The 24,906-nt window shown below is 72.7% G+C and carries 23 protein-coding genes; 7 read left to right on the top strand and 16 right to left on the bottom strand.

Annotated elements, in window-relative coordinates:
• The first annotated feature begins 76 nt into the window (after positions 1–76).
• Positions 77–1,246: an ATP-binding protein gene (locus ACR3IO_RS12985; RefSeq protein ID WP_434071631.1), complete on the top strand. Its 1,170-nt coding sequence runs from the start codon at positions 77–79 to the stop codon at positions 1,244–1,246.
• On the top strand, positions 1,239–1,910 hold the full coding sequence (locus ACR3IO_RS12980) for a LuxR C-terminal-related transcriptional regulator (RefSeq protein WP_434071630.1): 672 nt from the start codon (positions 1,239–1,241) through the stop codon (positions 1,908–1,910). The genes ACR3IO_RS12985 and ACR3IO_RS12980 overlap by 8 nt, the downstream gene beginning before the upstream one ends.
• On the opposite strand, the gene ACR3IO_RS12975 is transcribed toward ACR3IO_RS12980, so the two are convergent.
• The 9 genes from ACR3IO_RS12975 to ACR3IO_RS12935 all read right to left on the bottom strand — a co-directional run bounded on the left by ACR3IO_RS12975 (position 1,876) and on the right by ACR3IO_RS12935 (position 11,612).
• Positions 1,876–3,507, bottom strand: a complete 1,632-nt coding sequence (locus ACR3IO_RS12975) for a bifunctional phosphatase PAP2/diacylglycerol kinase family protein (protein WP_434071629.1) — start codon at positions 3,505–3,507, stop codon at positions 1,876–1,878. The two genes, ACR3IO_RS12980 and ACR3IO_RS12975, sit on opposite strands and share 35 nt — an antisense overlap.
• 49 nt (positions 3,508–3,556) lie before the next feature.
• Positions 3,557–5,254 (bottom strand): long-chain-fatty-acid--CoA ligase, encoded by a 1,698-nt coding sequence (locus tag ACR3IO_RS12970; RefSeq protein WP_434071628.1) that lies wholly within the window; start codon positions 5,252–5,254, stop codon positions 3,557–3,559.
• A 299-nt stretch (positions 5,255–5,553) separates the two neighbouring features.
• A complete protein-coding gene (locus ACR3IO_RS12965; RefSeq protein WP_434071627.1) occupies positions 5,554–7,260 on the bottom strand; it encodes an MDR family MFS transporter in 1,707 nt (568 codons plus the stop codon).
• A complete protein-coding gene (locus ACR3IO_RS12960) occupies positions 7,257–7,907 on the bottom strand; it encodes a TetR/AcrR family transcriptional regulator (RefSeq protein WP_434071626.1) in 651 nt (216 codons plus the stop codon). The genes ACR3IO_RS12965 and ACR3IO_RS12960 overlap by 4 nt, the downstream gene beginning before the upstream one ends.
• A gap of 56 nt (positions 7,908–7,963) precedes the next feature.
• The gene (locus tag ACR3IO_RS12955; protein ID WP_434071625.1) at positions 7,964–8,599 is read right to left on the bottom strand and encodes a response regulator; all 636 of its coding nucleotides are present in this window, start codon (positions 8,597–8,599) and stop codon (positions 7,964–7,966) included.
• Positions 8,596–8,796 (bottom strand): hypothetical protein, encoded by a 201-nt coding sequence (locus ACR3IO_RS12950; RefSeq protein ID WP_434071624.1) that lies wholly within the window; start codon positions 8,794–8,796, stop codon positions 8,596–8,598. Before ACR3IO_RS12950 ends, ACR3IO_RS12955 begins: the two co-directional genes overlap by 4 nt.
• A gap of 24 nt (positions 8,797–8,820) precedes the next feature.
• Positions 8,821–9,834 (bottom strand): sensor histidine kinase, encoded by a 1,014-nt coding sequence (locus tag ACR3IO_RS12945; protein ID WP_434071623.1) that lies wholly within the window; start codon positions 9,832–9,834, stop codon positions 8,821–8,823.
• A gap of 39 nt (positions 9,835–9,873) precedes the next feature.
• Positions 9,874–10,683, bottom strand: a complete 810-nt coding sequence (locus ACR3IO_RS12940; protein ID WP_434071622.1) for an ABC transporter permease — start codon at positions 10,681–10,683, stop codon at positions 9,874–9,876.
• The gene (locus ACR3IO_RS12935; RefSeq protein ID WP_434071621.1) at positions 10,680–11,612 is read right to left on the bottom strand and encodes an ABC transporter ATP-binding protein; all 933 of its coding nucleotides are present in this window, start codon (positions 11,610–11,612) and stop codon (positions 10,680–10,682) included. The genes ACR3IO_RS12940 and ACR3IO_RS12935 overlap by 4 nt, the downstream gene beginning before the upstream one ends.
• Positions 11,613–11,758: 146 nt before the next feature.
• Between ACR3IO_RS12935 and ACR3IO_RS12930 the strand changes: the two genes are divergently transcribed.
• Positions 11,759–14,482 (top strand): phosphoenolpyruvate carboxylase, encoded by a 2,724-nt coding sequence (locus ACR3IO_RS12930; RefSeq protein ID WP_434071620.1) that lies wholly within the window; start codon positions 11,759–11,761, stop codon positions 14,480–14,482.
• A gap of 7 nt (positions 14,483–14,489) precedes the next feature.
• On the opposite strand, the gene ACR3IO_RS12925 is transcribed toward ACR3IO_RS12930, so the two are convergent.
• Both ACR3IO_RS12925 and ACR3IO_RS12920 read right to left on the bottom strand, forming a co-directional pair.
• Positions 14,490–15,845, bottom strand: a complete 1,356-nt coding sequence (locus tag ACR3IO_RS12925) for an RNA polymerase sigma factor (protein ID WP_434071619.1) — start codon at positions 15,843–15,845, stop codon at positions 14,490–14,492.
• Positions 15,846–15,852: 7 nt separating this feature from the next.
• Entirely contained in the window at positions 15,853–16,194 is a 342-nt protein-coding gene (locus ACR3IO_RS12920; protein WP_434071618.1) for a YciI family protein, read from the bottom strand.
• 195 nt (positions 16,195–16,389) lie between these two features.
• Here ACR3IO_RS12920 and ACR3IO_RS12915 point away from each other — a divergent pair, with 195 nt between their 5' ends.
• Both ACR3IO_RS12915 and ACR3IO_RS12910 read left to right on the top strand, forming a co-directional pair.
• Complete coding sequence (locus ACR3IO_RS12915; RefSeq protein WP_434071815.1) at positions 16,390–16,731, top strand: YciI family protein; 342 nt, start codon at positions 16,390–16,392, stop codon at positions 16,729–16,731.
• A 3-nt stretch (positions 16,732–16,734) separates the two neighbouring features.
• Positions 16,735–17,082 carry a YciI family protein gene (locus ACR3IO_RS12910; RefSeq protein ID WP_434071617.1) on the top strand — a complete coding sequence of 116 codons (348 nt, stop codon included), beginning with the start codon at positions 16,735–16,737 and terminating at the stop codon, positions 17,080–17,082.
• 48 nt (positions 17,083–17,130) lie between these two features.
• Here the strand turns inward: ACR3IO_RS12910 and ACR3IO_RS12905 are convergent, their stop codons facing one another.
• Positions 17,131–17,847 (bottom strand): LysE/ArgO family amino acid transporter, encoded by a 717-nt coding sequence (locus ACR3IO_RS12905; protein WP_434071616.1) that lies wholly within the window; start codon positions 17,845–17,847, stop codon positions 17,131–17,133.
• A gap of 71 nt (positions 17,848–17,918) precedes the next feature.
• On the opposite strand from ACR3IO_RS12905, the gene ACR3IO_RS12900 reads away from it, so the two are divergent.
• On the top strand, positions 17,919–18,863 hold the full coding sequence (locus ACR3IO_RS12900) for a LysR family transcriptional regulator ArgP (protein WP_434071615.1): 945 nt from the start codon (positions 17,919–17,921) through the stop codon (positions 18,861–18,863).
• 305 nt (positions 18,864–19,168) lie between these two features.
• A complete protein-coding gene (locus tag ACR3IO_RS12895) occupies positions 19,169–19,342 on the top strand; it encodes a CsbD family protein (protein ID WP_434071614.1) in 174 nt (57 codons plus the stop codon).
• A gap of 261 nt (positions 19,343–19,603) precedes the next feature.
• Here the strand turns inward: ACR3IO_RS12895 and ACR3IO_RS12890 are convergent, their stop codons facing one another.
• The 4 genes from ACR3IO_RS12890 to ACR3IO_RS12875 all read right to left on the bottom strand — a co-directional run bounded on the left by ACR3IO_RS12890 (position 19,604) and on the right by ACR3IO_RS12875 (position 24,877).
• Positions 19,604–20,830 carry a pyridoxal phosphate-dependent aminotransferase gene (locus ACR3IO_RS12890; protein WP_434071613.1) on the bottom strand — a complete coding sequence of 409 codons (1,227 nt, stop codon included), beginning with the start codon at positions 20,828–20,830 and terminating at the stop codon, positions 19,604–19,606.
• Between the two features lie 88 nt (positions 20,831–20,918).
• A complete protein-coding gene (locus tag ACR3IO_RS12885; RefSeq protein ID WP_434071612.1) occupies positions 20,919–21,323 on the bottom strand; it encodes a DUF7144 family membrane protein in 405 nt (134 codons plus the stop codon).
• 181 nt (positions 21,324–21,504) lie between these two features.
• Positions 21,505–23,766 (bottom strand): esterase-like activity of phytase family protein, encoded by a 2,262-nt coding sequence (locus tag ACR3IO_RS12880; RefSeq protein WP_434071611.1) that lies wholly within the window; start codon positions 23,764–23,766, stop codon positions 21,505–21,507.
• A 208-nt stretch (positions 23,767–23,974) separates the two neighbouring features.
• Complete coding sequence (locus ACR3IO_RS12875; RefSeq protein WP_434071610.1) at positions 23,975–24,877, bottom strand: alpha/beta fold hydrolase; 903 nt, start codon at positions 24,875–24,877, stop codon at positions 23,975–23,977.
• Between the last annotated feature and the right edge of the window lie 29 nt (positions 24,878–24,906).

Below are 24,906 nucleotides of genomic sequence, written 5' to 3'. Positions count from 1 at the left end.
ATTCGACCCTGATCCCGGCGTCGGGGCCGCGGCGACGCGCGCGGGGTCTGCTTGGATGGCAGGCATGGAGCCACGGATGACCAGGCCGCGCGCCTGCGTGGCCACCGGGGTCGCGGCGGGCCTGGCCGAGCACCTCGGCTGGCCCGTGCCGCTCGTGCGCGCCGCGTTCGTGGCGACGAGCCTCGCCGCCGGTGCGGGCCTGCTCCTCTACCTGTGGCTCTGGGCGTTGACGCCGTGGGCGCCGGGCGACGAGCGGCCCAGCCGACGTGCGCCCGTGGCGTGGATCCTCGTCGTGGCCTCGTCCGTGTGCCTGATCGCCGCCTGGGTCACCAGCGCCCGGGTGGCCGACAGCGACGACGCCGGTCTCCGCTGGTGGTTCGGCGCCGTGCTCGCCGGGGTCGTGCTCGCCGTGGCATCCGGCGCGTGGGCGAGCTTCATCGACCGACCCGAGCCCGAGCGCGGGCCCCGGCACGAGCTCACGATCCGGCTCGTCGCGACCGCGCTGCTGCTGGTCACGGCCGTGGCGCTCGTCTTCGGGCAGAACGCGCACTGGCATCCGGTGCCGACCTTCGCCGCCGCGCTCGCCGCGGTGCTCGGCATCGGCCTCGTCTACGCGCCGACCCTCGTCACGGCCTGGCAGGACCTCGCGGAGGAGCGCACCAAGCGCATCCGGGAGGAGCAGCGCAGCGAGATCGCCGCGCACCTGCACGACTCGGTGCTGCAGACCCTCGCCCTCATCCAGAACCGGGCCGGCGCGTCGAGCGAGGTCGCCCGCATTGCCCGCGCGCAGGAGCGCGAACTCCGCGACTGGCTCTTCGACGGCGATGCGCCGGCCGACAGCGACCTCGGCACCGACCTCCGGGACTTCGCCGCTGCGCTCGAGATCGACTACCCGGTGACCATCGACGTGGTCGTCGTGGGGGAGCCGCGCGAGCGCGCGAGCGGCGAGGTCGCGGCGGCCGCGCGCGAGGCGATGCTGAACGCCGCACGGCATGCTGGAGGAGAGGTGTCGGTGTACGTCGAGTCGTCGCCCGAGACGGTGGAGGTGTTCGTGCGCGATCGCGGCGAGGGGTTCGAGTTGCAGGACGTGCCGGGCGATCGGCTGGGCGTCCGCCAGTCGATCATCGGGCGGATGCGCCGGGCCGGCGGTTCGGCCGAGGTGCGTCGGGGCGCCGGGGGCGTCGGCACCGAGGTGCGCCTGAGGTACCCCGCCGAGCGGGTCGGGGCGGAGGCCGGTCGTGGCTGACGCGCCAGTCCGCGTGGTGATCGTCGACGACCACTCGATCTTCCGCTCGGGGCTGAAGGCCGACCTCGACGCCTCGATCGAGGTCGTCGGCGAGGCGCACGACGTCGAGTCCGCGGTGGCGGCGGTGACGGATGCTGCGCCCGACGTCGTGCTCCTCGACGTGCACCTGCCCGGGGTGGGCGTGCCGGCGGGCACGAGCGGCGGGGCCGAGGTGATCCGCCGAGCGGCGGCATCCGTGCCGGGCACGCGCTTCCTGGCGCTCAGCGTCTCGGACAAGGCCGAAGACGTGGTCGGCGTGATCCGAGCCGGCGCCCGCGGCTACATCACGAAGGGCTCGTCGGGGGCCGACGTGAGCCGTGCCGTGCACGCGGTCGCGGGCGGCGACGCGGTCTTCTCGCCCAAGCTCGCGGGGTTCGTGCTCGACGCGTTCGGCGCCGCGGTCGGCGAGACGGCCGCCGCGAGCGACGAGCTCGACCGCCTCTCGGCGCGCGAGCAGGAGGTCATGCGCCTCATCGCCCGCGGGTACTCGTACAAGGAGGTCGCGGCCGAGCTCTTCATCTCGACGAAGACGGTCGAGACCCACGTGTCGGCGGTGCTGCGCAAGCTGCAGCTCTCGAGCCGGCACGAGCTCACGGCGTGGGCGAACGCCCGCCGCCTGCTGTGATGCCGGTGTCGGGGGTGCCACCGGCCGGCCGATAGACGTCGAGCGCCGCCGGCAGCACGCGCACGGTCGTGCGGTATCCGGGCACCGCGGTGCGGGCGGATGCCTCGGCGGGCGCCGCGATCGACACCTCGCCGTCGTGCGCGAATCCGGGCGGCTGCCCCTGCCGCGGACGCACGAGCACGTCGATCGACTCGGTGGTGAACGACTCGAGCCGCTCCGGCAGCAGTCGCAGGCGTCGGAGCACCGCACTCGTGCGCCGGCCGAACGCGAGCGAGCCGACGGCCCGCGCCCGGGTGCCGGCGTGCAGCACCCGCACGTCGAGCGTGCCGTCGTCGAGGCGCCGGCGCTGCATCGGCGCCGCGATGCCGGGCTCGTTCCGCCCGACGCCCACGTACAGCGTCCAGACGCGGGCCCGGCGACCGTCGACGACGACGGTCACCGGAGCCGAATGCCGGAGCACCCGCGCCGCGGCGACGAGAGCGGCGGGCCACTTGCCCCACCTGCCCTCGAGGCGCTCGCGCTCGGCGACGAAGTCGGGGTAGATGCCGACCGAGGCGGTGTTCAGCACGGTGATCGGGGAACCGCCGGCGAAGCGGAGCTCGGCGACATCCGCTCGCACGCCCTCGCCCCGCTGCAGCGCATCGACGGCGAGGTCGACGGATGCCGCGCCCGCCGTGCGTGCGAAGTGGTTGAACGTGCCGCCGGGCACGACGAGGAGCGGCACCCCGGCGGTCCTGGCCTCGTGGGCCACGGCGGCGACCGACCCGTCTCCGCCGCAGACGCCGAGGATGGAGGGCGGCTCGTCGCGGGCGAGCGCGGCGCGCACGACCGTCCGCGGGTCGTCGCCGTCGTCGAGGAGGTGCAGCTCGGCGAGCGGCAGCCGCCGTTCGAGCACCCGCACCGGGTCGCTGCGCACCACGCTCGTGCCCGAGGACCGGTTCACGACGATGAACGCGCCCGCCCCCTCGGGCGAGGCGGGCAGGCGGCGGTCGGCGCCGGTCGGGGTGGCACCGTCGCGCTCGCGGGGGGTGCCCGGACGCGCGACGAGGGTGCCGAGTGCGGCGACCCCGGCGCCGAGCGCGAGCCCTCCGACGACATCGGACACCCAGTGCGCCCCCGTGTGCAGGCGCGAGTAGGCGACGCCGAGGGCGACCGGAGCCAGGGCGATGCCGACGCGCGGCGACTCGACCGCGATGCCGGTCGCGAAGGCCGCGGCGCTCGCCGAGTGGCCCGACGGGAAGGAGGGCGTGACGGGCGGCTTCGGAAGGCGTCGCCCGATCGGCACGTCGGCGAGCAACGGCCGGTCGCCGCCGAAGACCCGCTTGGCGATCAGGTTGGTGAGGGCGCTCGCGACGAGCAGCGAACCGAGCCCGCGCGCGGCTGCCCGGCGGCGACCGGTCACGGCGAGCGCTCCCGCGATCGTCCACCAGAGCACGCCGCGGTCGGCGAACCCCGAGACGCGCGACCAGAACCGGTCGGCCACGGGGTGGCTGGGTCCGGCGTTCACGGCGCGTGTCGTCGCGGCATCCGCTCGCCGAACCCACGCCGGCAGGATCCTCGTGCGCTGGACGGCGACGCGTGCGCTCTGGGAGACCACGTCGTCATCGTACGCGGGGCGACGGCCCACCAGCGGCGGGATCGGCAGGTCAGCGATCCTGCCGCTCGAGCATCGCGTCGCGCACCTGTCGGCGCAGCACCTTGCCGATGAGCGATCGGGGCAGCTCGTCGAACTCCTCGATGTGCTTCGGCACCTTGTAGGGCGTGAGGCTCGTACGGCAGAAGTCGCGGAGCGCGGATGCCTCGAACACCGCGCCCTCGCGGAGCTCGACGCCCGCGGCGACGGCCTCTCCGCCGTCGGGTCGGGGCAGGCCGACGACCGCGGCGCCGCGCACGTCGGGGTGCGCGAGCAGGGCCGCCTCGACCTCCGACGGCGAGACGTTGAAGCCGCCCGTGATGATGAGCTCCTTCACGCGGTCGACGATCGTGACGAACCCCTCGTCGGACACGTGCACGATGTCGCCGGTGCGCAGCCATCCGCCGGGCAGCAGCGTCTCGGCGGTCTCGGCAGGCCGCCGCCAGTAGCCCTGGAAGACCTGCGGGCCGCGCACGAGCAGTTCGCCGGGCTCGCCCGCCGGTCGGTCGACGTCGGGCTGGTCGGGGTCGACCACGCGGATCTCCGTGCTGGGGAACGGCACCCCGACGGTGCCTGGGCGACGCGTCGGACCCATCGGGTTGCCGAGCGTGATCGGCGAGCTCTCGGTCATGCCGTAGCCCTCGACGAGCAGCCCGCCGGTCGCGCTCTCCCACCGGTCGACGGTCGCGATCGGCAGGCTCATGGCGCCCGAGATGGCGAAGCGGATGCTCGCCAGCGCCTGCGGCCGGCGCTCGGCGGCGCGCACGAGCCGGTCGTAGATCGGCGGCACCGCCGGGAGGAACGTCGGCGGCGAGTGACGCGCCGCGTCGAGCACGAGCTTCGGATCGAACGTCGGGAAGAGCACGAGCCGGGCACCGATGCTCATCGCGGTCGTGAGGCAGAGGGTCAGGCCGTAGGCGTGGAACAGCGGCAGCACCCCGTAGAACGTCTCGCCGCCGAGGTCGAGACCGGGCACCCACGCGCGGCTCTGCATCGCGTTCGCCCGCAGGTTGCGGTGGCTGAGCACGGCGCCCTTCGGCGTTCCGGTGGTGCCGCTCGTGTACTGCAGCACGGCGGTGTCGTCGAGGGAGGGGCGCGGATGCCGCTTGGCGAGCGCGCGTCGCGAGGTGAGGTGCTCCCAGGCCAGGAGTCCGCGAGCCCGCGGCTGGGTCGCGAGTGCGGCGCGCGAGCGCCTCGCCTTCGGGATCGGCAGGCGCAGCGCCAGTCGCTTGCCGAACGGCAGGGCCTTCGACACGTCGACCGCGACGATGTGGTCGGGCCGGATGTCGCTCGGGAACTCGGCGACCGTGTCGGCGACGTTGCTCCAGACGATCGCGACGCGGGCGCCGTGGTCCTCGAACTGGTGGCGCAGTTCGGGCGGCGTGTAGAGCGGGTTGTGCTCGACCACGATCGCGCCGAGCCGCAGTGCGGCGTAGAACGCGACGACGTGCTGCGGGCAGTTCGGCAGCACGAGCGCGACGCGGTCGCCGGCCTTCACGCCGAGCCGGCGCAGCCCCTCGGCCGCCGAGGCGATCTGCTCGCCGAGTTCGCGGTAGCTCGTCTCGGCGCCGAAGAACTCGAGCGCCGTGTTGCGCCGGTAGCGCTTCACGGCGGCGTCGATCATGTCGACGAGGGTCTCGCTCGGTTCGTCGATCTCGGGCGGCACCCCCTCGGCGTAGTGCGCGAGCCAGGGGCGGTGTTCGTACGTCATGCCAGCCTCTCGAGGCCACCCTGCACGCGTCGACCACGGTCGCAGCCGTCGTTGCCGCGGCGCATGCGGATGCCACCTCCCAGCGTAGGCGCATCCGCATCCGCCTCCGCATCCGTAGCTGCGGGGCCGCATCCGCGCCCGCACCCGCATCCGTCGTTCGAGCCCTCAATTCTGCAGGAGATCGGGCCCCGTCCCGCTCCACACGGAGGATGGGTCCCGATCTCCTGCACCGCGAACGGGGACCGGGCGCGCCCGTGTCGGAGCGCGCCCGGAGTCGTCAGCCCGGCGTCAGCCCGCGATCAGCCCTCGCGGGGCGCGGTGCCGGGCGTGCCGCCCTGCGCGGGCGTGCTGCCGGTCGCGGTCGAGACCGGCTCGTCGTCGGCCGGGCCGGTCACCACGATGCCGTCGCGCAGGGCGCGCTCCGCGGCATCCGCCTCGTCACCCGTGATGGCCTCGCCGCGCGCGACCATGCCCGCCTCGTCGGAGAGCGGGATCTGCTTGAGGAACAGCGCGAGCACGAACGCCGCGAGGATGAACGGGATCAGGTACCAGAACACGGGGGCGAGCGAGTCGGCGTAGGCCGTCACGATCGAGTCGCGCACCGGGTCGGGCAGCTCCGAGAGCCGCTGCGGGTCGAGGGTCGACATGGCGTCGCCGGCCTGGGCCGCGCTCGCGCCGGCATCCGTGAAGATCTTCGTGAGGTTCTCCGACAGGCGGGTCGCGAACATCGCACCGAAGATCGCGACGCCGAGCGAGGCGCCGACCTCGCGGAAGTAGTTGTTCGTGCTGGTCGCGGTGCCGACCTGGGTCGGCGGCACGGCGTTCTGCACCACGAGCACGACGACCTGCATGATGAGGCCGAGGCCGGCGCCGAACACGAACAGGTAGATGCAGATCAGCCAGATCGGAGTGTCGGCCGAGAGGGTCGTCATGGCGAGCATCGCCGCCGCGGTCACGAGCGTGCCCGCGATCGGGTAGGCGCGGTAGCGGCCCGACTTCGAGATCGCGATGCCCGACCAGATCGAGGTGCCCATCATGCCGGCCATCATCGGCAGCATCAGCAGGCCGGATGCGGTCGCCGAGGCGCCCGAGGACATCTGCAGGAAGGTCGGCACGAACGCGATGGCCGAGAACATGCCGATGCCGAGCGTGAAGCCGATGGCGGTCGCGTTGACGAAGACCGGGTTCTTGAACAGCGAGAGCGGGATGACCGGGTCGTCGGCGCGGGCCTCGACGACCACGAACGCGGTCGCGGCGGCGAGCAGGCCGACGCCCCAGGCCCAGGTCTCCATGGCGTCCCAGCCGTGGTCGGAGCTGCCGCCGAAGTCGGTGAAGAAGATGAGACAGACGGTCGCGGCCGAGAGCAGCATGACGCCCAGGACGTCGATCTTCTTCTCGGCCTTCTTGCTCGGCAGCGTCAGCGTGAACCAGGCGATCGTGAAGGCCGCGATGCCGATCGGGATGTTGATGTAGAACGCCCACTGCCACGTGAGGTGGTCGACGAAGAAGCCGCCGAGCAGCGGGCCGGCGACGGCCGAGAGACCGAAGATGGCGCCGAGCGGGCCCATGTACTTGCCGCGCTCGGAAGCCGGCACGATGTCGGCGATGATCGCCTGCGAGAGGATCATGAGCCCGCCGCCGCCGAGGCCCTGCATGGCGCGGAACGCGACGAAGGCCCAGAAGGTCGGGGCGAACGCGGCGCCGACGGATGCCACGGTGAAGAGCGCGATCGCGATGAGGAAGAGGTTGCGCCGCCCGAGCACGTCGCCGAACTTGCCGTAGATGGGCATGACGATGGTGGTCGCGAGCAGGTAGGCCGTGGTGATCCACGCCTGGTACTCGACGCCGCCGAGCTCGCCGACGATGGTCGGCATGGCGGTCGAGACGATCGTCTGGTCGAGGCTGGAGAGCAGCATCCCGGCGATGAGCGCCGAGAAGATGATCCAGATCCGTCGCTGGGTGAGGACGAGCGGGCCGCTCGTCGGCTTGGTCCGTGCAGTGGTCATGGGGCGCTTTCGGGGGTTCGGGTCGAGTCGGGGTTCGGGGTGCAGGCCGCACGGGTGGCGGCGACGGAGTCGCGGAGGATCGAGGCGAAGTCCTCGCGGCCGGTGGCGGGGTTCGAGAAGAACCGCTGCCCGGCGTTGCCGACGAGGGAGCCGATGACGACCGCGGCGGTGCGTGCGACGGGGTCGCCCGCCGGGAGGTGCTCGCGCTCCTCGATCGCCGCGATGATGCGCTGCTCGAGCTGTCGGCCCGCGCCGATCATGTGCGGGAGCAGGTGGGGCTCCCGCTCGATGAGGGCGTGCGGATCGATGGCGTCGTGCTCGTCGTCCCAGGCCGCGACGGTCGCGATGGCGAGCTCGGCGAGCGCGTCGAGCAGGGTCGGCGCATCGTCGTCGCCGCGCGTGAAGGCGGCGAGGGCGGCCTCGTCGATGCCGTCGGCGTCGTGGCCGACGACCGCGTCCTCCTTGCTGGGGAAGTAGTTGAAGAAGGTGCGGCGGGAGACGCCGACGTCGGCGCAGAGCTCCTCGATCGTGAAGCCCGAGAGGCCGCGTTCGACGGTGAGCTGGCGAGCGCGATGGCAGAGGTCGCGGCGGGTGCGACTCATGCGCTGCTCGCGCAGGCCGGGTTGAGTCTTTGCACTTTCGGTCACGAAGTGCAATTCTGCACTATTCAGCGCAAAGTGCAAAGTCGAACGACAGCCGGGTTTCAGAGCAACCCGAGCTCCATCGCCTTCGTCACGGCTCGCGTGCGATCGCCGACCTCGAGCTTCTCGAAGGCGTGCACGAGGTGCGTCTTCACGGTCGCCTCGCCGATGACGAGCGTGCGCGCGATCTCGGGGTTCGAGCGGCCCGCGGCGACGAGTCGCAGCACGTCGAGCTCGCGCGGCGACAGGGCGGGCGCGGGCGCGGCCGACGAATCGGCGCGCACCCGCGACACGAGCTTCGCCGCGATCGACGGCGCCAGCACGGTCTCGCCCGAGGCGACGGCCCGGATGCCGGCCAGGATCTCCGCCTGCGGGGCGGCCTTCAGCAGGTAGCCGCTCGCGCCCGCCTCGATCGCGCCGAGGATGTGCTCGTCGGTCTCGTAGGTGGTGAGCACGAGCACGCGCGTGCCCGGCGCCTCCGCGAGGATGCGGGCCGTGGCGGCGGCGCCGTCGACCACCGGCATCCGCAGGTCCATGAGCACGAGGTCGGGCCGCAGGGCACGGGTGAGCTCGACGGCCTCGGCGCCGTCGGCCGCCTCGCCGACCACGACGAGGTCGGGCGCGGACTCGAGCAGCCCCACGATGCCCGCGCGCACGATGGGGTGGTCGTCGGCGACGACGATGCGGATCTCGTTCACGCGGGCTCCCCTCCGGCAGCGGCCCTCCGCGGCACCGTGACGCGGAGCAGCGCGCCGCCGCCGTCGGCCGGACCGAACGCGAAGTCGCCGCCGACGAGTGCGGCGCGGTCGCGGAGCCCGCCGAGCCCGAAGCCGCCGTCGCCGAGGCCGCCCGTCCCGGTCTCGCCCGACCCGCCCAACTCGCCCGACCCGCCCAACTCGCCCGACCCGCCCGGGCAGCGTCAGGGGTGTAGAAGAGACGGGCTGAGCCCCGCGCCGCGGGGGGGGTCGTCCACGCCGATCCAGGCGTGCGCCGCGCGCGCGTGCTTGCGCACGTTCGCCAGCCCCTCCTGGGCGCAGCGCAGGAGCACGACCTCGAGCTCGCGATCGAGCCCCGCGACCGTCGACCGGACGTGCACGCGGACCCCGGTCTCGCGTTCGAACGAGGCCCCGAGCCGGTCGAGCGCGTCGGCGAGCCCGCCCTCGGGCGCGACGGGGGCGAGCGTGGCGACGAGGCCGCGCGCCTCGGTCAGTGCCTCGCGCGCCATCTGCTCGATGAGCTCGACATCCGTTCGAGCGGATGCCGCGGCGGCGCCCTCGACGTCGGCGAGCCGGTTCTCGGCCCGCTGGGCGACCAGCACGAGGCCGGTGAGGCTCTGGGCGATCGTGTCGTGGATCTCCCGGGCCAGCCGACCGCGCTCGTCGGCGACCCCGGCATCGCGGTGCAGCGCGGCCAGCTCGCCCTGCGTGGCCTGCAGGTCGGCGAGCAGGCGTGCGCGCTCGTCGCCGTACTCGGCGATGCGCGTGATCCAGAGGCCGAGGGCGAGGCTGAAGCCGAGGGAGAGGGCGCCGACCGTGAGCCCGGTGGGGATGCCCGCGACGCCGAAGTGCAGCACGTAGCCGATGACGATGCCCGTCGCGAGGGCGCCGTTGCCGATGATCGCCCGGCGGGTGTCGGGCGCCGTGATCCAGAGGAACGGGTACGCGAAGGCCTGCAGCATCGCGAACGAGGGCTCCGCCGCCGTGCCGGCGATGGAGAGCGCCGTGAGCACGAGGACGATCGCGACGTAGTGCCGGGGGCTGTCGTCACCGCCGATGCGACCCCGCAGGTAGAACGCGTAGGCGAGGAGGAACATCGCGGTCACCGCCCACGTGGCCGCGTCGTCGGCGCCGTACGGCGGGTCGACGAGCCCGACGAGCACCGTGACGAGCGCGACCGCCAGCGCCGCGGCATCCCACCATCGCCGGTTCACCATGCGCTCAGGCTCCCACACGGCTCCGGAACGGGGAGGGCATCAGGCATCGCGGCGGATCCAGCGGAACGTGAGCCGGCTGAGCACCAGCCCCAGCACCAGCCAGACGAGCAGCGCGATGGCGACGCCCGTTAGGTTCCACGACTCGTTCTGCTCGAGCGCCTCCCAGCCGTCGGGCAGGAACACCGAGCGCATGCCCTGCGCGATCCACTTGAGGGGGAAGATGCTCGCGATGTTCTGCAGCCAGTCGGGCAGCATGTTCCACTGCAGGTAGACGCCCGAGATGAACTGCAGGATCAGGCCGATCGGGATCACGACGGCGGCGGCGCTCTTGCCCGACCTGGGCAGGGCCGACAGGGCGATGCCGATCAGGGCGCAGGTCGTGAGGCCCAGCACGAACACCCACGCGAACGTCAGCCACTTCGACGGCTCGGTCGGCAGGGCGATGCCGAGCACCAGCCAGCCGGCGAGGATGAGCAGCGCCGCCTGCAGCGTTCCGGTCACGAACACCTGCCCGATCTTGCCGAGGAAGTACGCCACGGGCGAGAGCGGGGTGCCGCCCAGGCGCTTCAGGGTGCCGTTGGACTTCTCGAGGGCGATGTCGATGGCGAGGTTCTGCACGCCCGAGAGGAAGATGCCGGACGCGAGCATCGCGGGCAGGTACAGGGCCGCCACGGAGATCTCGGACCCGGGCGGACCGACCTCGCCCGAGGCGCTGAACGCGGCCGAGAAGATCGCGAGCATCACGAACGGGAAGAGGAACGTGAAGAACAGCGTGTCGGGCGCGCGGAAGTACATCCTGGTCTCGACGCTGATGCGCGAGGTGCCCTGGGTCATCACGTTGGTGCTCATGCGGCCGACTCCTCGGCGTCGGCGGCCGTGCCGGCCGCGGTGGTGGTGACGGCATCGCCGTCGGCGTCGAGTCCGGCGCTGCGCACGAGCCCCAGGTACACGTCCTCGAGCGTCGGGCGGATCACCTCGAGGCCCTGCGGTTCGGCGCCGATCGCCGCGACGACGGATGCCACGACGCGGCCGGGTTCGTGGGTGCGCACCTCGTGCGGCCGCCCCGCGGCGTCGTTCCAGCGCACGAACGGCACGCGGGCCTCGGCGCCGCCGATCTCGTCGATGCCGCCGACGTCGAGCAGGCGCCCTGCTGCGATGACCCCAGCCCGGTCGGCGAGCCGCGCCGCCTCGTCGAGGTAGTGCGTGGTGAGCAGGATCGTCGTGCCCTCGGCCTTCAGCGACCGGATCAGCTCCCAGAACTGCTGGCGCGCCTCGGGGTCGAAGCCCGTGGTCGGCTCGTCGAGGAAGAGCAGTTCGGGGCGGCCGACGATGCCGAGCGCGACGTCGACGCGACGCTGCTGCCCGCCCGAGAGCTTGGCGACCCGCGTGTTCGCCTTGGCCTCGAGGCCGACGGCCGCGATCACGTCGTCGACCCGGCGCGGGTTCGGGTAGAGCCCCGCGAAATGCCGCAGGACCTCGCGCACGGTGAGGAGGCCCGTCTCGCCGCCGGTCTGCAGCACGATGCCGATGCGGGACTTCCAGTCGAGGCCGCCGTGCGCGGGGTCGACGCCGAGCACGCTGACCTCGCCCGCGGTGCGGGAGCGATAGCCCTCGAGGATCTCGACCGTGGTCGACTTGCCGGCGCCGTTCGGGCCGAGCAGCGCGAAGGTCTCGCCGTGGCGGATGTCGAGGTCGATGCCGTCGACCGCCGCGACGCCGCCGTAGACCTTGCGGAGGCCGCGGATGCGGACCGCGTCGTCGGTACGTGGAGTGTCCATGCTTCGAGCCTGCCCTCTTCGGCGGCGGCGCAACAGCCCTCGACCGGTCGATCGCGGCATCCACCGACCGATGGATGCCGGTGCGCGCGTTTCATCGCGCCGTCATCTGATTTCGACGCCCGCGGCAACCGGGCTAGTTTCGAGGAATGCCCAACCCCACGGAATCCGCATACGACCGTGTCCGCGAACTCGTCGTCAGCGACATCGACGCGCAGTTCCGCGCCGACGTCAGCCTGCTCGGCGGTCTCCTCGGCACGATCCTCACCGAGGCGGGCGGGCAGGGGCTCTTCGACGACGTCGAGCGGCTCCGCCACGCGGCGATCCACGCGCACGAGACGCGCGACGACGACGCGCTCGCCGAGGCGGAGCGCATCGCGGCGGCATTCGACCCGTCGCGCGCCGAGCAGGTGGCGCGCGCCTTCACCGTGTACTTCCACCTCGTGAACCTGGCCGAGGAGCACCAGCGCGTGCGCATCCTGCGTGCGCGTGCCGAGCAGCGCGAACGCAACTCCCGCGCGGCCGGCGATGCGATCGAGCCCGGGGCGGCGGCATCCGACCCGGCGCAGGACGACATCGACGGCTCGCTCTCCGCGACCATCCGCGTGCTCGTCGACGAGGTCGGCGTCGACGAGGCCCGGGCCCGCGTCGCCGGCCTGCGGTTCCACCCGGTGCTGACCGCGCACCCGACCGAGGCCCGCCGACGGGCCATCGCCTCGGCCATCCGCCGCATCGGCGAGCTGATCGACGAGCGCGACGACCTGGCGCCCGGCGATCGCACGGTCGCCGAGCTCGACCGGCGCCTCCTCGAGGAGATCGAGATCCTCTGGCGCACCGCGCCGATCCGCACCACCAGGCCGACGCCGCTCGACGAGGTGCGCACCGCGATGGGCGTCTTCGACCAGACGCTCTTCGAGGTCGTCCCGCAGGTCTACCGCAGCATCGACGACCGCCTGCAGCCGGATGCCGCGGGCCGCGGTGCGACGATCGCGCCGGCGTTCCTCAGGGTGGGCAGCTGGATCGGCGGCGACCGCGACGGCAACCCGTACGTCACGTCCGAGATCACGCGGGAGGCGGCGGGCATCGCGGCCGAGCACGTGCTGCTCGGCCTCGAGCGGGCGGCCACCCGCATCGGCCGCACGCTCACGCTGGACGCGCAGGACACCCCGCCGTCCGAGGCCCTGACCGCCCTGCTCGAGGCGCAGCAGGTGCTCGCGCCGAAGGTGACCGCGACCATCGGCACGCGTGCCCCGCACGAGCCGCACCGCCGTGTGCTGCTCGTCATCGCGGAGCGCATCGCCGCCACGCGGCGCGGTGACGCCGGGCTCTCGTACGCCGGCCCCGAGGCGCTGCTCGACGACCTTCGCGTGCTGCAGGACTCGCTCCGTCACGGCGGCGCGCTCCGGAGCGCGAACGGCGAGCTGCAGCACCTCATCTGGCAGGCCGAGACGTTCGGGTTCCACCTCGCCGAGCTCGAGGTGCGCCAGCACTCCAAGGTGCACCGGCAGGCGCTCGCCGAGATCCGCGCGGGCGGCGAGCTCGGCGAGATGACCGAGGAGGTGCTCGCAGTGTTCCGCGTCATCGCCGAGCTGCAGCAGCGGTACGGCGTGCGCACCGTGCGCCGGTACATCGTGTCGTTCACGCAGAGCCCCGAAGACCTCGCCAACGTCTACGAACTGGCCTCCGCCGCGCTCGGCGACGCCGCCGACGAGGTCGCGATCGACGTCGTGCCCCTGTTCGAGACCTTCGCCGACCTCGAGGCGAGCGTCGACATCCTCGACCGCATGCTCGAGCTCGACCGGGTGCAGGCCCGCCTCGCGGCGACCGGCCGCAAGCTCGAGGTCATGCTCGGCTACTCCGACTCGTCGAAGGACGTCGGCCCGGTCTCGGCCACGCTCGCGCTGCACGACGCGCAGGCCCGCATCGCCGACTGGGCGGAGCGCAACGACATCGAGTTGACGCTCTTCCACGGTCGTGGCGGCGCGCTCGGCCGCGGCGGCGGACCCGCGAACGAGGCGGTGCTCGCGCAGCCCGCCGGCTCGGTCGACGGGCGCCTCAAGATCACCGAGCAGGGCGAGGTCATCTTCGCCCAGTACGGCGACCCGGCCATCGCGCGACGCCACCTCGAGCAGATGGCCTCCGCCGCGCTGCTCGCGGGCAGCCCGTCGAACGAGGCCCGCAACCGCGCAGCCGACGAGCGCTTCGCCGACCTCGCGACGACGCTCGACGAGGCGTCGCGCATCCGCTTCCACTCGCTCGTGAAGGCCGAGGGCTTCGCGCCGTGGTTCGCCGACGTCACCCCCATGGAGGAGGTCGGGCACCTCGCCCTCGGTTCGCGTCCGGCGCGGCGCGGCCTCTCGGTCGAGTCGCTCGACGACCTGCGCGCGATCCCGTGGGTCTTCTCCTGGAGCCAGGCGCGCATCAACCTCGCCGCCTGGTTCGGCCTGGGCACCGCGCTCGAGGCGGTCGGCGACGAGGCCCTGCTCCGCGAGGCCTACGCCGAGTGGCCGCTGTTCACCGCCATGATCGACAACTTCTCGATGTCGCTCGCGAAGACCGACGAGCGCATCGCGGCCCGCTACCTGGGCCTCGGCGATCGCGACGACCTCGCCGCGCTCGTGCTCGACGAGATGCGCCTGACGAAGGCGTGGCTCGGCCGGGTCACGCAGAGCGAGGAGCTGCTCGTCGCCCGCCCGGTGCTGGCCAAGGCCGTGCGCCTGCGCAGCCCTTACGTCGACGCGCTCTCGCTGCTCCAGCTGCGGGCGCTCGCCGCCGTGCGGGCCGGCGAGGCCGACCTGCCGAGCGACGACCACCACCGCCTGCTGCTGCTCACGGTCAACGGCGTCGCCGCCGGCGTGCAGAACACGGGCTGATCCGGGCTCAGCGGTCGCGGCCGCCTCGCGCGCCTTCGAGCTCGGCGAGGCGCCGTGCGAGGAATCGGCGTTCGGGCTCCGTCGGCGCCAGCCCGATCGCCAGGCGGTAGCGGTCGGCGGCGGCATCCGCTCGCCCGAGTCGGCGCAGCAGGTCCGCCTGCGCGGCCGGCAGCAGGTGGTAGTTGCCCAGTGCGCCGGATGCCGCGAGCCGATCGAGCTCGTCGAGCCCCGCCCGTGGGTCGCCGGCGAGCCCCACCGCCACGGCGCGATTGAGCTCGACGACCGGAGACGGCGTGATCGCGAGCAGGGCGTCGTAGCGCCGCACGATGGCCGTCCAGTCGGTGTCGTCGGCGTGCGCGGCGCGCGCGTGCTCGCGCTGGATCTCGGCCTGCAGGCGGTAGGGGCCGGCCGCGGCATCCGCTCGTCCTCGCTCCGCGGGCTCGGACGCGGCATCCGCCCGGTCGAGCCGGTCGAGCACCTCGAGCCCCTGCGCGACCTCGTCGGCGTTCCAGCGCGTGCGGTCCTGCTCGTCGAGCGGCACGAGGTCGCCGGCGGCGTCGACCCGCGCGGCCGACCGCGCGTGCTGCAGCAGCAGGAGCGCGAGGAGCCCTGCCGCCTCGGGCTCGTCGGGCATGAGGTCGACGACGAGCCGCGCGAGCCGGATCGCCTCCTCCTGCAGGTCGAGGCGCAGCAGCCGATCGCCCGAGCTCGCGAGGTAGCCCTCGTTGTGCACGAGCATGAGCACCGCGAGAACGCCGTTCAGGCGCCGCCGCAGCTCGTCGCCCTCGGGCACCCGGTACGGGATGCCGGCGTTGCGGATCTTGCGCTTGGCCCGCACGAGGCGCTGCGCCATGGTCGCCTCGGGCACGAAGAAGGCGCGCGCGATCTCGGGCGTCTCGAGGCCGCCGACCGTGCGCAGGGTCAGCGCGACGCGCGCCTCGAGCGGCAGCGCCGGGTGCGCGCAGGTGAAGACCAGCCGCAGCCGGTCGTCGATCTCGCCGGCCGCTGCGGCGAGGTCGGCCGGATCGGTCGGGGCGCCCGGCCCCCGCATCTCGTCCATCACCATCCACTCCCTGACCTTGTCGAGCTCGACACCGCGGCGGCGCAGCACGTCGAGCGCCCGGTTGCGTGCGACGGTCGTGAGCCAGGCGCCCGGATTGCGCGGCACGCCCTCGGCGGGCCAGCGCACGGCCGCACGTTCGAACGCGTCGGCCGTCGCCTCCTCGGCGACGTCCCAGTCGCCGGTCGCCCGGATCAGCGTCGCGACGACGCGCGTCCACTCCTCGCGGTACGCGCGCACGACGGCGCCGTGCACGGCGGCGGCATCCGTCGGCCCGTCCGATTCGCGCCCCGCGTCGCTCATCCGCCGATCACGCGTCCTCCTCGCCGTTCCAGAACGGGCGCAGCTCGATGCGTCCGGCCCTGGCCATCGGATGCCGCGACGCGATCTCGATGGCCTCGTCGAGGTCGCGGCAGTCGAGGATGTCGTACCCCGCGATCCACTCCTTGGACTCGGTGAACGGGCCGTCGGTCACGAGCAGCTCGCCGTCGCGCACGCGCACGAGCGTGGCATCCGCCACGGACTGCAGGCGTTCGCCGTCGACCCGCGTGCCGCGCTCGTCGTTCTCGGCGACCCACTGCTCGATGGGGATGCCCTCGTCGCCGGAGCGGTCGGGTGCGGTGTCGGTCGCGACGAACATGAAGTAGCGCATGTGCTCTCCTCGGTTTCGGTGTTCACGGTATGCCCAGACGACGAACGGGGACAGGATGAATCGACACCCGTCGCGACATCCGCTCGCCGGCTCCTCCCGAAGCGCCGGAATTCGCGGACCGGCCGGCGGATGTCGATTCCGTCCCACCCCGTTCGTCGCAGGGGAAACAGCGTGACGAGGAAGGAGCGCAACGTGATGGAGATCATGATGTTCGTGGTCGCCGACCCCGACGTGGAGGCGGGCGAGGTCGACCAGGAGGCGGTCGCGGAGTGGGACCGCGTGCGGGCCGAGCAGGGGGTCCTGAAGCGCGCCATGCGGCTGCGACCCGCCGACGAGGCCGTGACCGTGCGGGTGAGGGGCGGCGAGACGATCGTGACCGACGGCCCGTTCACCGAGTCCAAGGAGTGGATCGCGGGCTACGACATCCTCGAGGTCGCCGATCTCGACGAGGCCGTCGAACTCGCCAAGGGCGACCTGCTCGCGCGCCACGGCGCCCTCGAGCTGCGTCCGTTCTGGACCCTCTACGGGGAGGACTGAGCCATGGAGTTCATGATGTTCGTCGTGCACGATCCCGACGCCGAGCCGTACGTGGCCGAGGAGGACGACATGGCCGCGTGGGACGCCGAGATGACCCGGCGCGGCGTCTCGATCGCCGGCGACCGGCTGCGCCCTCCGGAGTTCGCGAAGACCGTGCGGGTGCGCGGCGAGGAGGCGATCGTCACCGACGGCCCCTTCACCGAGTCCAAGGAGTGGGTCGCGGGCTTCGACGTCATCGAGGTGCGCGACCTCGACGAGGCGATCGAGGTGGCGGCGAGGCATCCGATGGCCAGGTTCGGGCGCATCGAGCTGCGCCGGGCGTGGCCGCTCAGCGAGAGCTTCGAGCCCTGAGCGGATGCCGCGTGGCCCGCGTCGCGCTCCCGGGCCTCGCGCCCCGGGTCAGTGCGGCAGCACGAGCATGACGCCGAGCGTGATCATGACGATCGCGATCACCCCGTCGAGGATCCGCCACGCGCGCGGGCTGCCGAGCACTCCGCCGAGCAGTCGGCTGCCGTAGGCGAGTCCGAAGAACCAGACGATGCTCGCCGCGCTCGCGCCGGCGGCGAACGCCCAACGTCCGTCGCCGTGCGTGTTCGCGATCGACCCGAGCAGGAACACCGTGTCGAGGTACACGTGCGGGTTCAGCCACGTCAGTGCGAGGCAGGTGAGCAGGGCCGCGGCGAGTCCCGTGCGCCGCGGTCCCGCCGTCTGGGGGCGCACGAGCGTCGGGGTCGCGGATGCCGCGTGCCCCGCGCCCGTCGCCTGATGATCGTTCTCGGGTCCGGTCGCCCCGGCCGCGGCATCCGGTTCGACCGCGAGGGCCTCGCCGCTCGGTCGCAGCACCCGGCGCGCCGCGAGGAGCCCGTACGCCACGAGGAACGCGGCGCCCGCCCAGCGCACGGCCTCGACGAGCCACGGCACGGCCTGCAGCACGGCACCGGTTCCGGAGACCCCGACGACGATGAGCACGATGTCGCTGAGCGCGCAGACGGCGGCGACGGCGAACACGTGCTCGCGTCGCACGCCCTGGCGCAGCACGAACAGGTTCTGCGCGCCGATGGCGACGATGAGCGAGAGGCCGAGGCCGAATCCGGCGAGGGCGGGGGAGAGGGGCACGGAACGAGCGTAGGTCGGCGCGTGCCGTCAATCCAGCTCAAGTTCCTACCGAAGCATTAGCGTTGCTTCAGATGGAGATCCCGCTCGACCTCGCCCGCACGCTCGCCGTCGTCATCGACGAGGGCACCTTCGACGCGGCCGCGCGTCGGCTGCGGGTCACGCCCTCGGCCGTGTCGCAGCGCATCAAGGCCCTCGAGCAGCAGCTCGGGCGCGTGCTCGTCGTGCGCTCCAAGCCCGTGCGGGCGACGGATGCCGGTGCCGCCGTCGTGCGGCTCGCCCGCCAGCTCGCCCTGCTCGAGCACGACACCCTCGCCGAGTTCGGACTCGACGCCGCACCGGTGCGACCCGTGAGCCTCCCGCTCGCGGTGAACGCCGACTCGCTCGCCACGTGGTTCCTCCCCGCCCTCGCCCGGGTCGCCGAGCGGCATCCGGTGGTCTTCGACCTGCACCGCGACGACCAGGACTTCACCGCGGGCCTCCTCGAGTCGGGCACCGTCATGGGCGCGGTCACGTCGCAGGCGACCCCGGTCGCCGGATGCCACGTGCGGCCGCTCGGCGTGATGCGGTACGAGGCCGTCGCCACGCCCGGCTTCGCCGCGCGCTGGGCGTTGCCCCGTGGAGTCGCCTCCGACGGTGCGGAGGCCGCCGACGTGGCATCCTCGAGCGCCTTCGCCGCCGCGCCCGTCGTCGAGTTCGACCGGCGCGACGACCTGCAGCGCCACTACCTGGCGGGCCGCGGCGTCGACCCCGCCGGCCCGTCGCGGCACTACGTGCCCGCCTCGAGCGACTTCGCGGCCGCCGTGAAGCTCGGGCTCGGCTGGGGGCTGCTGCCCGGCTTCCAATCGTTCGCCGAGCTCGCCGCCGGCGACCTCGTCCGACTCGGCGGTGCGCCGGTCGACGTGCCGCTCTACTGGCAGCAGTGGAACCTGCGCTCGCCGCTCCTCGACGCCGTGGCCGACGCGCTCGCCGAGGAGGCCTCGACCGCCCTCCGGCCCCCCGATAGACGGGCACCATGACCGATGCTCCGACCGCGGCGGGGACGCTTGTGGCGGTGTTCGGGAGTTCCAGGCCGCCACGAGCGTCCCCGCGACGGTGGAGGCGTGAGGGGTGCGACGGGCGTGAGGGGTGATGGGCGTGAGCCGGAGGCGAGACGCGACGGGCGCGTGGCGTGGCGGGCGTGAGTCGGAGGCGAGACGCGACGCACGCGATCGCGCGGTAGACGATCCCTGCTGGGAACTCAACCCCTAGTCGGGGAACGCGGTCTGGCGTTGACTGGTTCTCGAGCGCGGCACACTGCCGACAGCTTGCGAAGGGAGCCACCATGGGGATCGATGATCGTGTCGAGAACACTGCCGAAGACCTGAAGGGCAAGGCCAAGGAGGCCCACGGCAAGATGACCGGGGATGACTCCAAGGTCGCCGAGGGCAAGGCCGACCAGGCCAAGGCCGACCTCAAGAACGCTGCTGAGGACGTCAAGGACGCCTTCAAGCACTGACCGCTTCGGGCGCGCACGAGGACGGTGCGCGACGAAGCCTGCGGCGAGAGCGCCTGGCTCCTAGGGGGGAGTCCAGGCGTTCTCGTGTGTCCGGACGCGCGTGTACGGCGGGCGCGTTCGCCCGGCGTCCACGCGTTCGCTCGGCGTCCACGCGTTCGCCCGGCGTCCACGCGTTCGCTCGGCGACGGACGCGAATCGTCGCTCAGCGGCCGGTGAAATGACCGTTCGCGTCCACGGCGGTATCCGCGAGGTCGGCCGCGCTCAGCCGAAGAGGCGCTGCAGGCGCTGCACGCCCTCGAGCAGCGGGGCGTCGCCCAGCGCGTAGCTGAGGCGCAGGAACCCGCTCGGGCCGAATGCCTCGCCGGGCACCGCGGCGACCTCGGCCTGGTCGAGGATCAGGTCGGCGAGCTCGAGCGAGTTCTTCGGCGTCACGCCGCCCCACTCGCGCCCGAGCAGGCCGGTGACGTCGGGGTAGACGTAGAAGGCGCCCTCGGGCACCGGCACCGTGAGCCCGTCGATCTTCGAGAGCTCCGACACGATGAGCCGGCGACGGCGGTCGAATGCACGGCGCATCTCCTCGACCGCGTCCTGCGGGCCGTTGAGGGCTGCGATCGCGGCGCGCTGCGAGATGTTCGAGACGTTCGAGCTCAGGTGCGACTGCAGGTTCGCGGCGCCCTTGATGACGTCGGCGGGGCCGACCATCCAGCCGAGGCGCCAGCCCGTCATGGCGTACGTCTTGGCGACGCCGTTGACGAGGATGGTCTGGTTCGCGAGGCCCGGAACGGCCTCGACGATCGACAGGGCGCGGGGGGCCGGGGCATCCGCGTCGCCGTCGATGGGCGCGTAGGTGAGGTTCTGGTAGATCTCGTCGGAGACGACCCAGATGCCGTGCTCGAGCGCCCACTCGCCGATGGCGCGCGTCTGGTCGGACGAGTACACGGCGCCGGTGGGGTTCGACGGCGAGACGAACAGCAGCACCTTGGTGCGCTCGGTGCGCGCGGCCTCGAGCTGTTCGACCGTGACGAGGTAGCCCTGGTCGGAGCCGGCGAACACGTCGACCTGCACGCCGCCGGCGAGCTTGATCGCCTCGGGGTAGGTGGTCCAGTAGGGCGTCGGAACGAGCACCTCGTCGCCCGCGTCGAGCAGCACCTGGAAGGCCTGGTACACGGCCTGCTTGCCGCCGTTCGTGACGACGACCTGGCTGGGGGAGACCTCGAGGCCCGAGTCGCGGAGCGTCTTCGCGGCGATCGCCTCGCGCAGTTCGGGCAGGCCGGTCGCGGGCGTGTAGCGGTAGTTCTTCGGGTCGTGCACGGCCGCGAGCGCGGCTTCGACGATGTAGTCGGGCGTCGCGAAGTCGGGTTCGCCCGCGGCATACGAGATGACGGGGCGGCCCTCGGCCTGCAGGGCCTTCGCCTTCGCATCGACCTTGAGGGTCGCGGACTCGGCGATGGCGGCGATACGGGCAGACAGGCGGGTGCGTTCGGTCACGACGACCAGCCTACGGCGCGCGAGCCGCGCATGACAGGGCGACGGATGCCACGGCACCTCGCCGCGGCATCCGTCGCCGTCGTCCGGGTCAGCGGCGGGTCTTGAGCTCGCGCCCGTGCACCGTCAGCGCGTAGATCACGAGGACGTCGATCGCGAGCACGATGAGCGACCACCACGGCTGCACCGGCAGCAGGAACAGTTGCCCGATGGCGTTGACGATCACGAGGATCACGGCGACCACCCGCGCCCACGTGGCGCCCGAGAAGAGTGCCGCGCCGACCAGGACGAGCAGTGCGCCGCTGATCACGTGCCACCAGCCCCACCCCTGCACGTCGAACAGGAACAGGGCGCCCCCGCCGGTCGTGAGGTAGGCGCTGTCGGGCATCGCGAGCGCGATGAATCCGTACAGCACGTCGAATCCGCCGGCGATGATGAGCATGATGGCCGCGAAGACCCCCCAGCCGACCCAGCCCGTCTTCTCGGTGTCACTCATGGTGAGGCTCCCTTTGGCGTCGAAGCAGCGTCGCCGCGGATCTGCGGCGAGGCAGATGGTGCTGCGTCACGGTAGCGCGCGAGCAGCGGCGCCGTCACGAGGCGCGCTGGTCGCATGACCGGGCGACGGATGCCACGGGCGTGCGCCGCGGCATCCGTCGCCGTCGTCCGGGTCGGCGGGGTCAGCCGACGGTGACCGCGACGTCGGGCTGGTCGCTGAACGCGCCGTCCATGCCGGCGTCGACGAACACGCGGAGCTCGCCGAGCAGGTCGCCCGGCGCGTTCGGGTCGGTGCTCGAACGGAACTGGGCCGGGAGGAACTGGTTCTCGAGCCGGAATGTCCAGCCGTGCACCGTGAGGCCCGCCGCGTGGGCGTCGGCGATCACGCCGGTCGGCGTTCCGAGGGCGCCTGCGGGCGTGCGCGGGATCATGACCGACTTCTCGAGGCCGACGCCGTCGGCGTAGCCCGCGACCTCGGCGAGTCCGGCGGGCGTGACGAGGTCGGCGTACGTGCGGGGGTCGCCGGAGGCTGTGAAGTCGTAGGGACGGCCGGCGGAGTTGACGAGCTGCGCGAGGTGCACGTTCGTCATCCCGTCGAGCTCCCTGAGGTTGCCGACCTCGAAGCTCTGCACGATGACCGGGGCGTCGGCGCGGTCGACGCCGTTCGCCTGCAGGGCGGCGACCAGCGGCTCCTCGAGCGAGAGGCCGATCGAGTCGAAGTACGTGGGGTGCTTCGTCTCGGGGTAGACGCCGACCTGGCGGCCGTCGCAGCTCACCGAATGGCGGGCGAGGTCGATGACCTCGTCGAGCGTCGGCACCTGGTAGAGCCCGTCGAACGCGGTGTTCGCCGGACGCGTGATCGCCAGGCGCTCCTTGGCGCGCAGCGTGCGCAGCTCGGCGAGCGTGAAGTCCTCGGTGAACCAGCCCGTGATGCTCGCACCGTCGATCGTCTTGGTCGTCCTGCGCGAGGCGAACTCGGCCCTGGCCGAGACATCCGTGGTGCCGCCGATCTCGTTCTCGTGCCGGGCGACGAGCACGCCGTCCTTCGTGGAGACGACGTCGGGCTCGATGTAGTCGGCGCACTGCACGATCGCGGTCTCGTACGAGGCCAGCGTGTGCTCGGGGCGGTAGCCGCTCGCGCCGCGGTGGCCGACGATGGTCACGTCGGACGGCGTGATCCGCACCGTGTCGAGGTCGATCACGTCGAACTCGGTGTCATCGGGCGTGCCGGGGACGCGCGCGTCGTTGCCGGGGTAGTTGTTGTCGTTGGCGATGAGCAGGTTCCCGTCCTTCAGCTGCACGACCGTCTCGAACGACTGCACCGGGAGCGAGAAGACCGCGCCGGTGCCGTACCCGTCGCCGTCGCCGATGCCGTCGGGGTTGGCGATGTGGAGCGCGTCGACCACGAGCGTCTTCTCGAGGTACCCCTGCGAGTCGGCGCGCCGGAGGTCGACCTCGTAGATGCGCTTGGTGACCGCCTGGTCGCCCTCGAAGTCGTCGCGCTCGACGAGGAGCAGCACGTTCTTGCGCACGGTGAAGGCATCGCCGATGACGTTGGCCTCCTGGTCGACCTGGTAGCTCCAGGTGCGACCCGTGTAGGCGCCGCGGCGCGTGTCGAACTCGTGGACCTCGCGGCGGCGGAGGTCGGTCTCATCGGCGTAGGAGCCCTCGACGACGGGGTACAGGTAGCGGCCGTCGGCGGATGCCGCGAGCGCCTCGAAGCCTCGGCTCGCGCGGACGCGCGGGGTCTCGCCGGCCAGGAGGTACGGGTTCTGCGGCGACTTCGCTCCGGTGAGCGAGTACGGCTTCTCGAGGAGCGTGCCCTTCGCATCGAAGTGCAGCAGGAACGGCCCGAACTCCTCGCCGACCCAGAACGTGCCGTCCTTGGCGCGCACGACGGATTCGATGTCGAAGTCGGCGCCGGTGAGCAGGCGTTCGGGGGTGCTCCCGTTCACGATGGGGAAGTCGAGCACCCGCTTGCGGTCGTTGTACGAGATGAAGCGCTCGACGGCGATGGAGCCGTCGCCGCCGCCGGCGGTCTGCCAGTCCGGGCGCACGAGGTAGTTGCGCAGGAGGAAGTCGGCCGAGTTGGCCTTGGTGCCGAAGCCGTTGTCGGGTTGGGCCCAGAACGTGCCGTCCCCGTTGTCGATCGCGGCGGAGAACCCGGGGATGACCTGCCCGGCCCACGGGCCGACTCGTCCGTTCGCGGGGGACGCGAGCGCGCCCGACGCGGGACCGGACTCGAGGTGATCGGCGGAGAGGGTCGCGCGGGCGACGAGGGTGGGCTCGACGGCGCGCACGGACGGCGCCCCCGAGGCGCCGCCGCGGTCGTCGCCCGGGGCGGCGACCGCGGAGACGGGGACGAGGACGGCTGCGGTGGCGACGACCGCGGCGGTCAGGGCGATGAGACGCGGCAGGGCGCGTCGCGAGAGGTTTCGGCTCATGCCGCGAGCCAATCGTCCGCAGCCCACCGTGTGGGTGGCCTGCGAGCGAAGCTTGGACGAACGGCGTGGAACCACGCGGTGGCGCACGGCGCCGCGGGCCGGCCGCGATCATGAGGCCGGCGCCGATGCTCCTAGAGGTTCTGCCCGATGTCCCACAGGCGGTCAGGGGCCGGACGCCGCGGGGCGACCGGCCGGGACCGCCTCCCCGTCAGCCGGCGAGACCGGCCTGCGCGACGACGTCGGCGACCGCGTCGGCTATCTCGTCCGGGATCACGGGAACCATCGCGTGCGGGGTATCGACGGTGACGAGTTCACCGGGTGAGAACCGATTCGCGAGGTCCGACTGCTGCGTGCGGATCGCGGCGAGGAACGCCTCGGTGTTCACCGGCGGGAGATCGATGGTGCTGGTCACGAAGACGACGCCGGGCACGGCGGGAAGCGTATCGAGCGCGGTTTCGGCGATCGGGTCGGCGCCGTACACGTCGACCTTCTCCGTGCTGTCGTTCCACGCCTCGGGCGTCAGGCGGTACTCGACCGGGAGGTACTGCTCTTCCAGCGCATTGCTGCCCGCGAGCGAGGGGTCGAGGAGCACCATGCCGGCCACGCGATCCGGGTGCAGACCCGCGTACGTCGTCGCTACCAGGCCGCCGAACGACCCGCCGATGAGCACGACGGGATCCGTCGCGCCGATCGCGCCCAGGACCGCGTCGACATCGGCAACGGTCTGCTCGAACGGGATCGGTCCGTCCGCCGTGGAGCTCTCGCCGACATTCGTGCGCTCGTACTCGCAATACTCGGCCTCATCCGCGAGCCGTTCCTGCAGTTCGGGTGCGTGTGCCCAGCTCGAGGCGTCGCCTGGCTGGATCAGGCCATGCAGGTAGAGCACCTTCACGTCGCCCTCGCCCCAGCAGGTCACCGCGAGCGAGCGGCCGTCGCCGGTCTCGACGAGTTCGTCGAACGACGTTCCGGCCGGGGCCGGCGCCGACGCGTCGGCATCGGCCGTTGCGCCGTCGCCGTCCGTGTTCGCGGACGGGGCCGCCGTGCATCCGGCGAACAGGAGTGTCGCTGCGAGGGATGCGCCAGCAGTCGTCCACATGGGGGCCTTCGACATGACCGGAGGCTACTCGCGGTCCGAGCCGC

This window comes from Agromyces sp. Marseille-Q5079 (assembly GCF_051016555.1).
Lineage (GTDB): Bacteria > Actinomycetota > Actinomycetes > Actinomycetales > Microbacteriaceae > Agromyces.
This window is presented reverse-complemented; position numbering and strand designations above follow the sequence as displayed.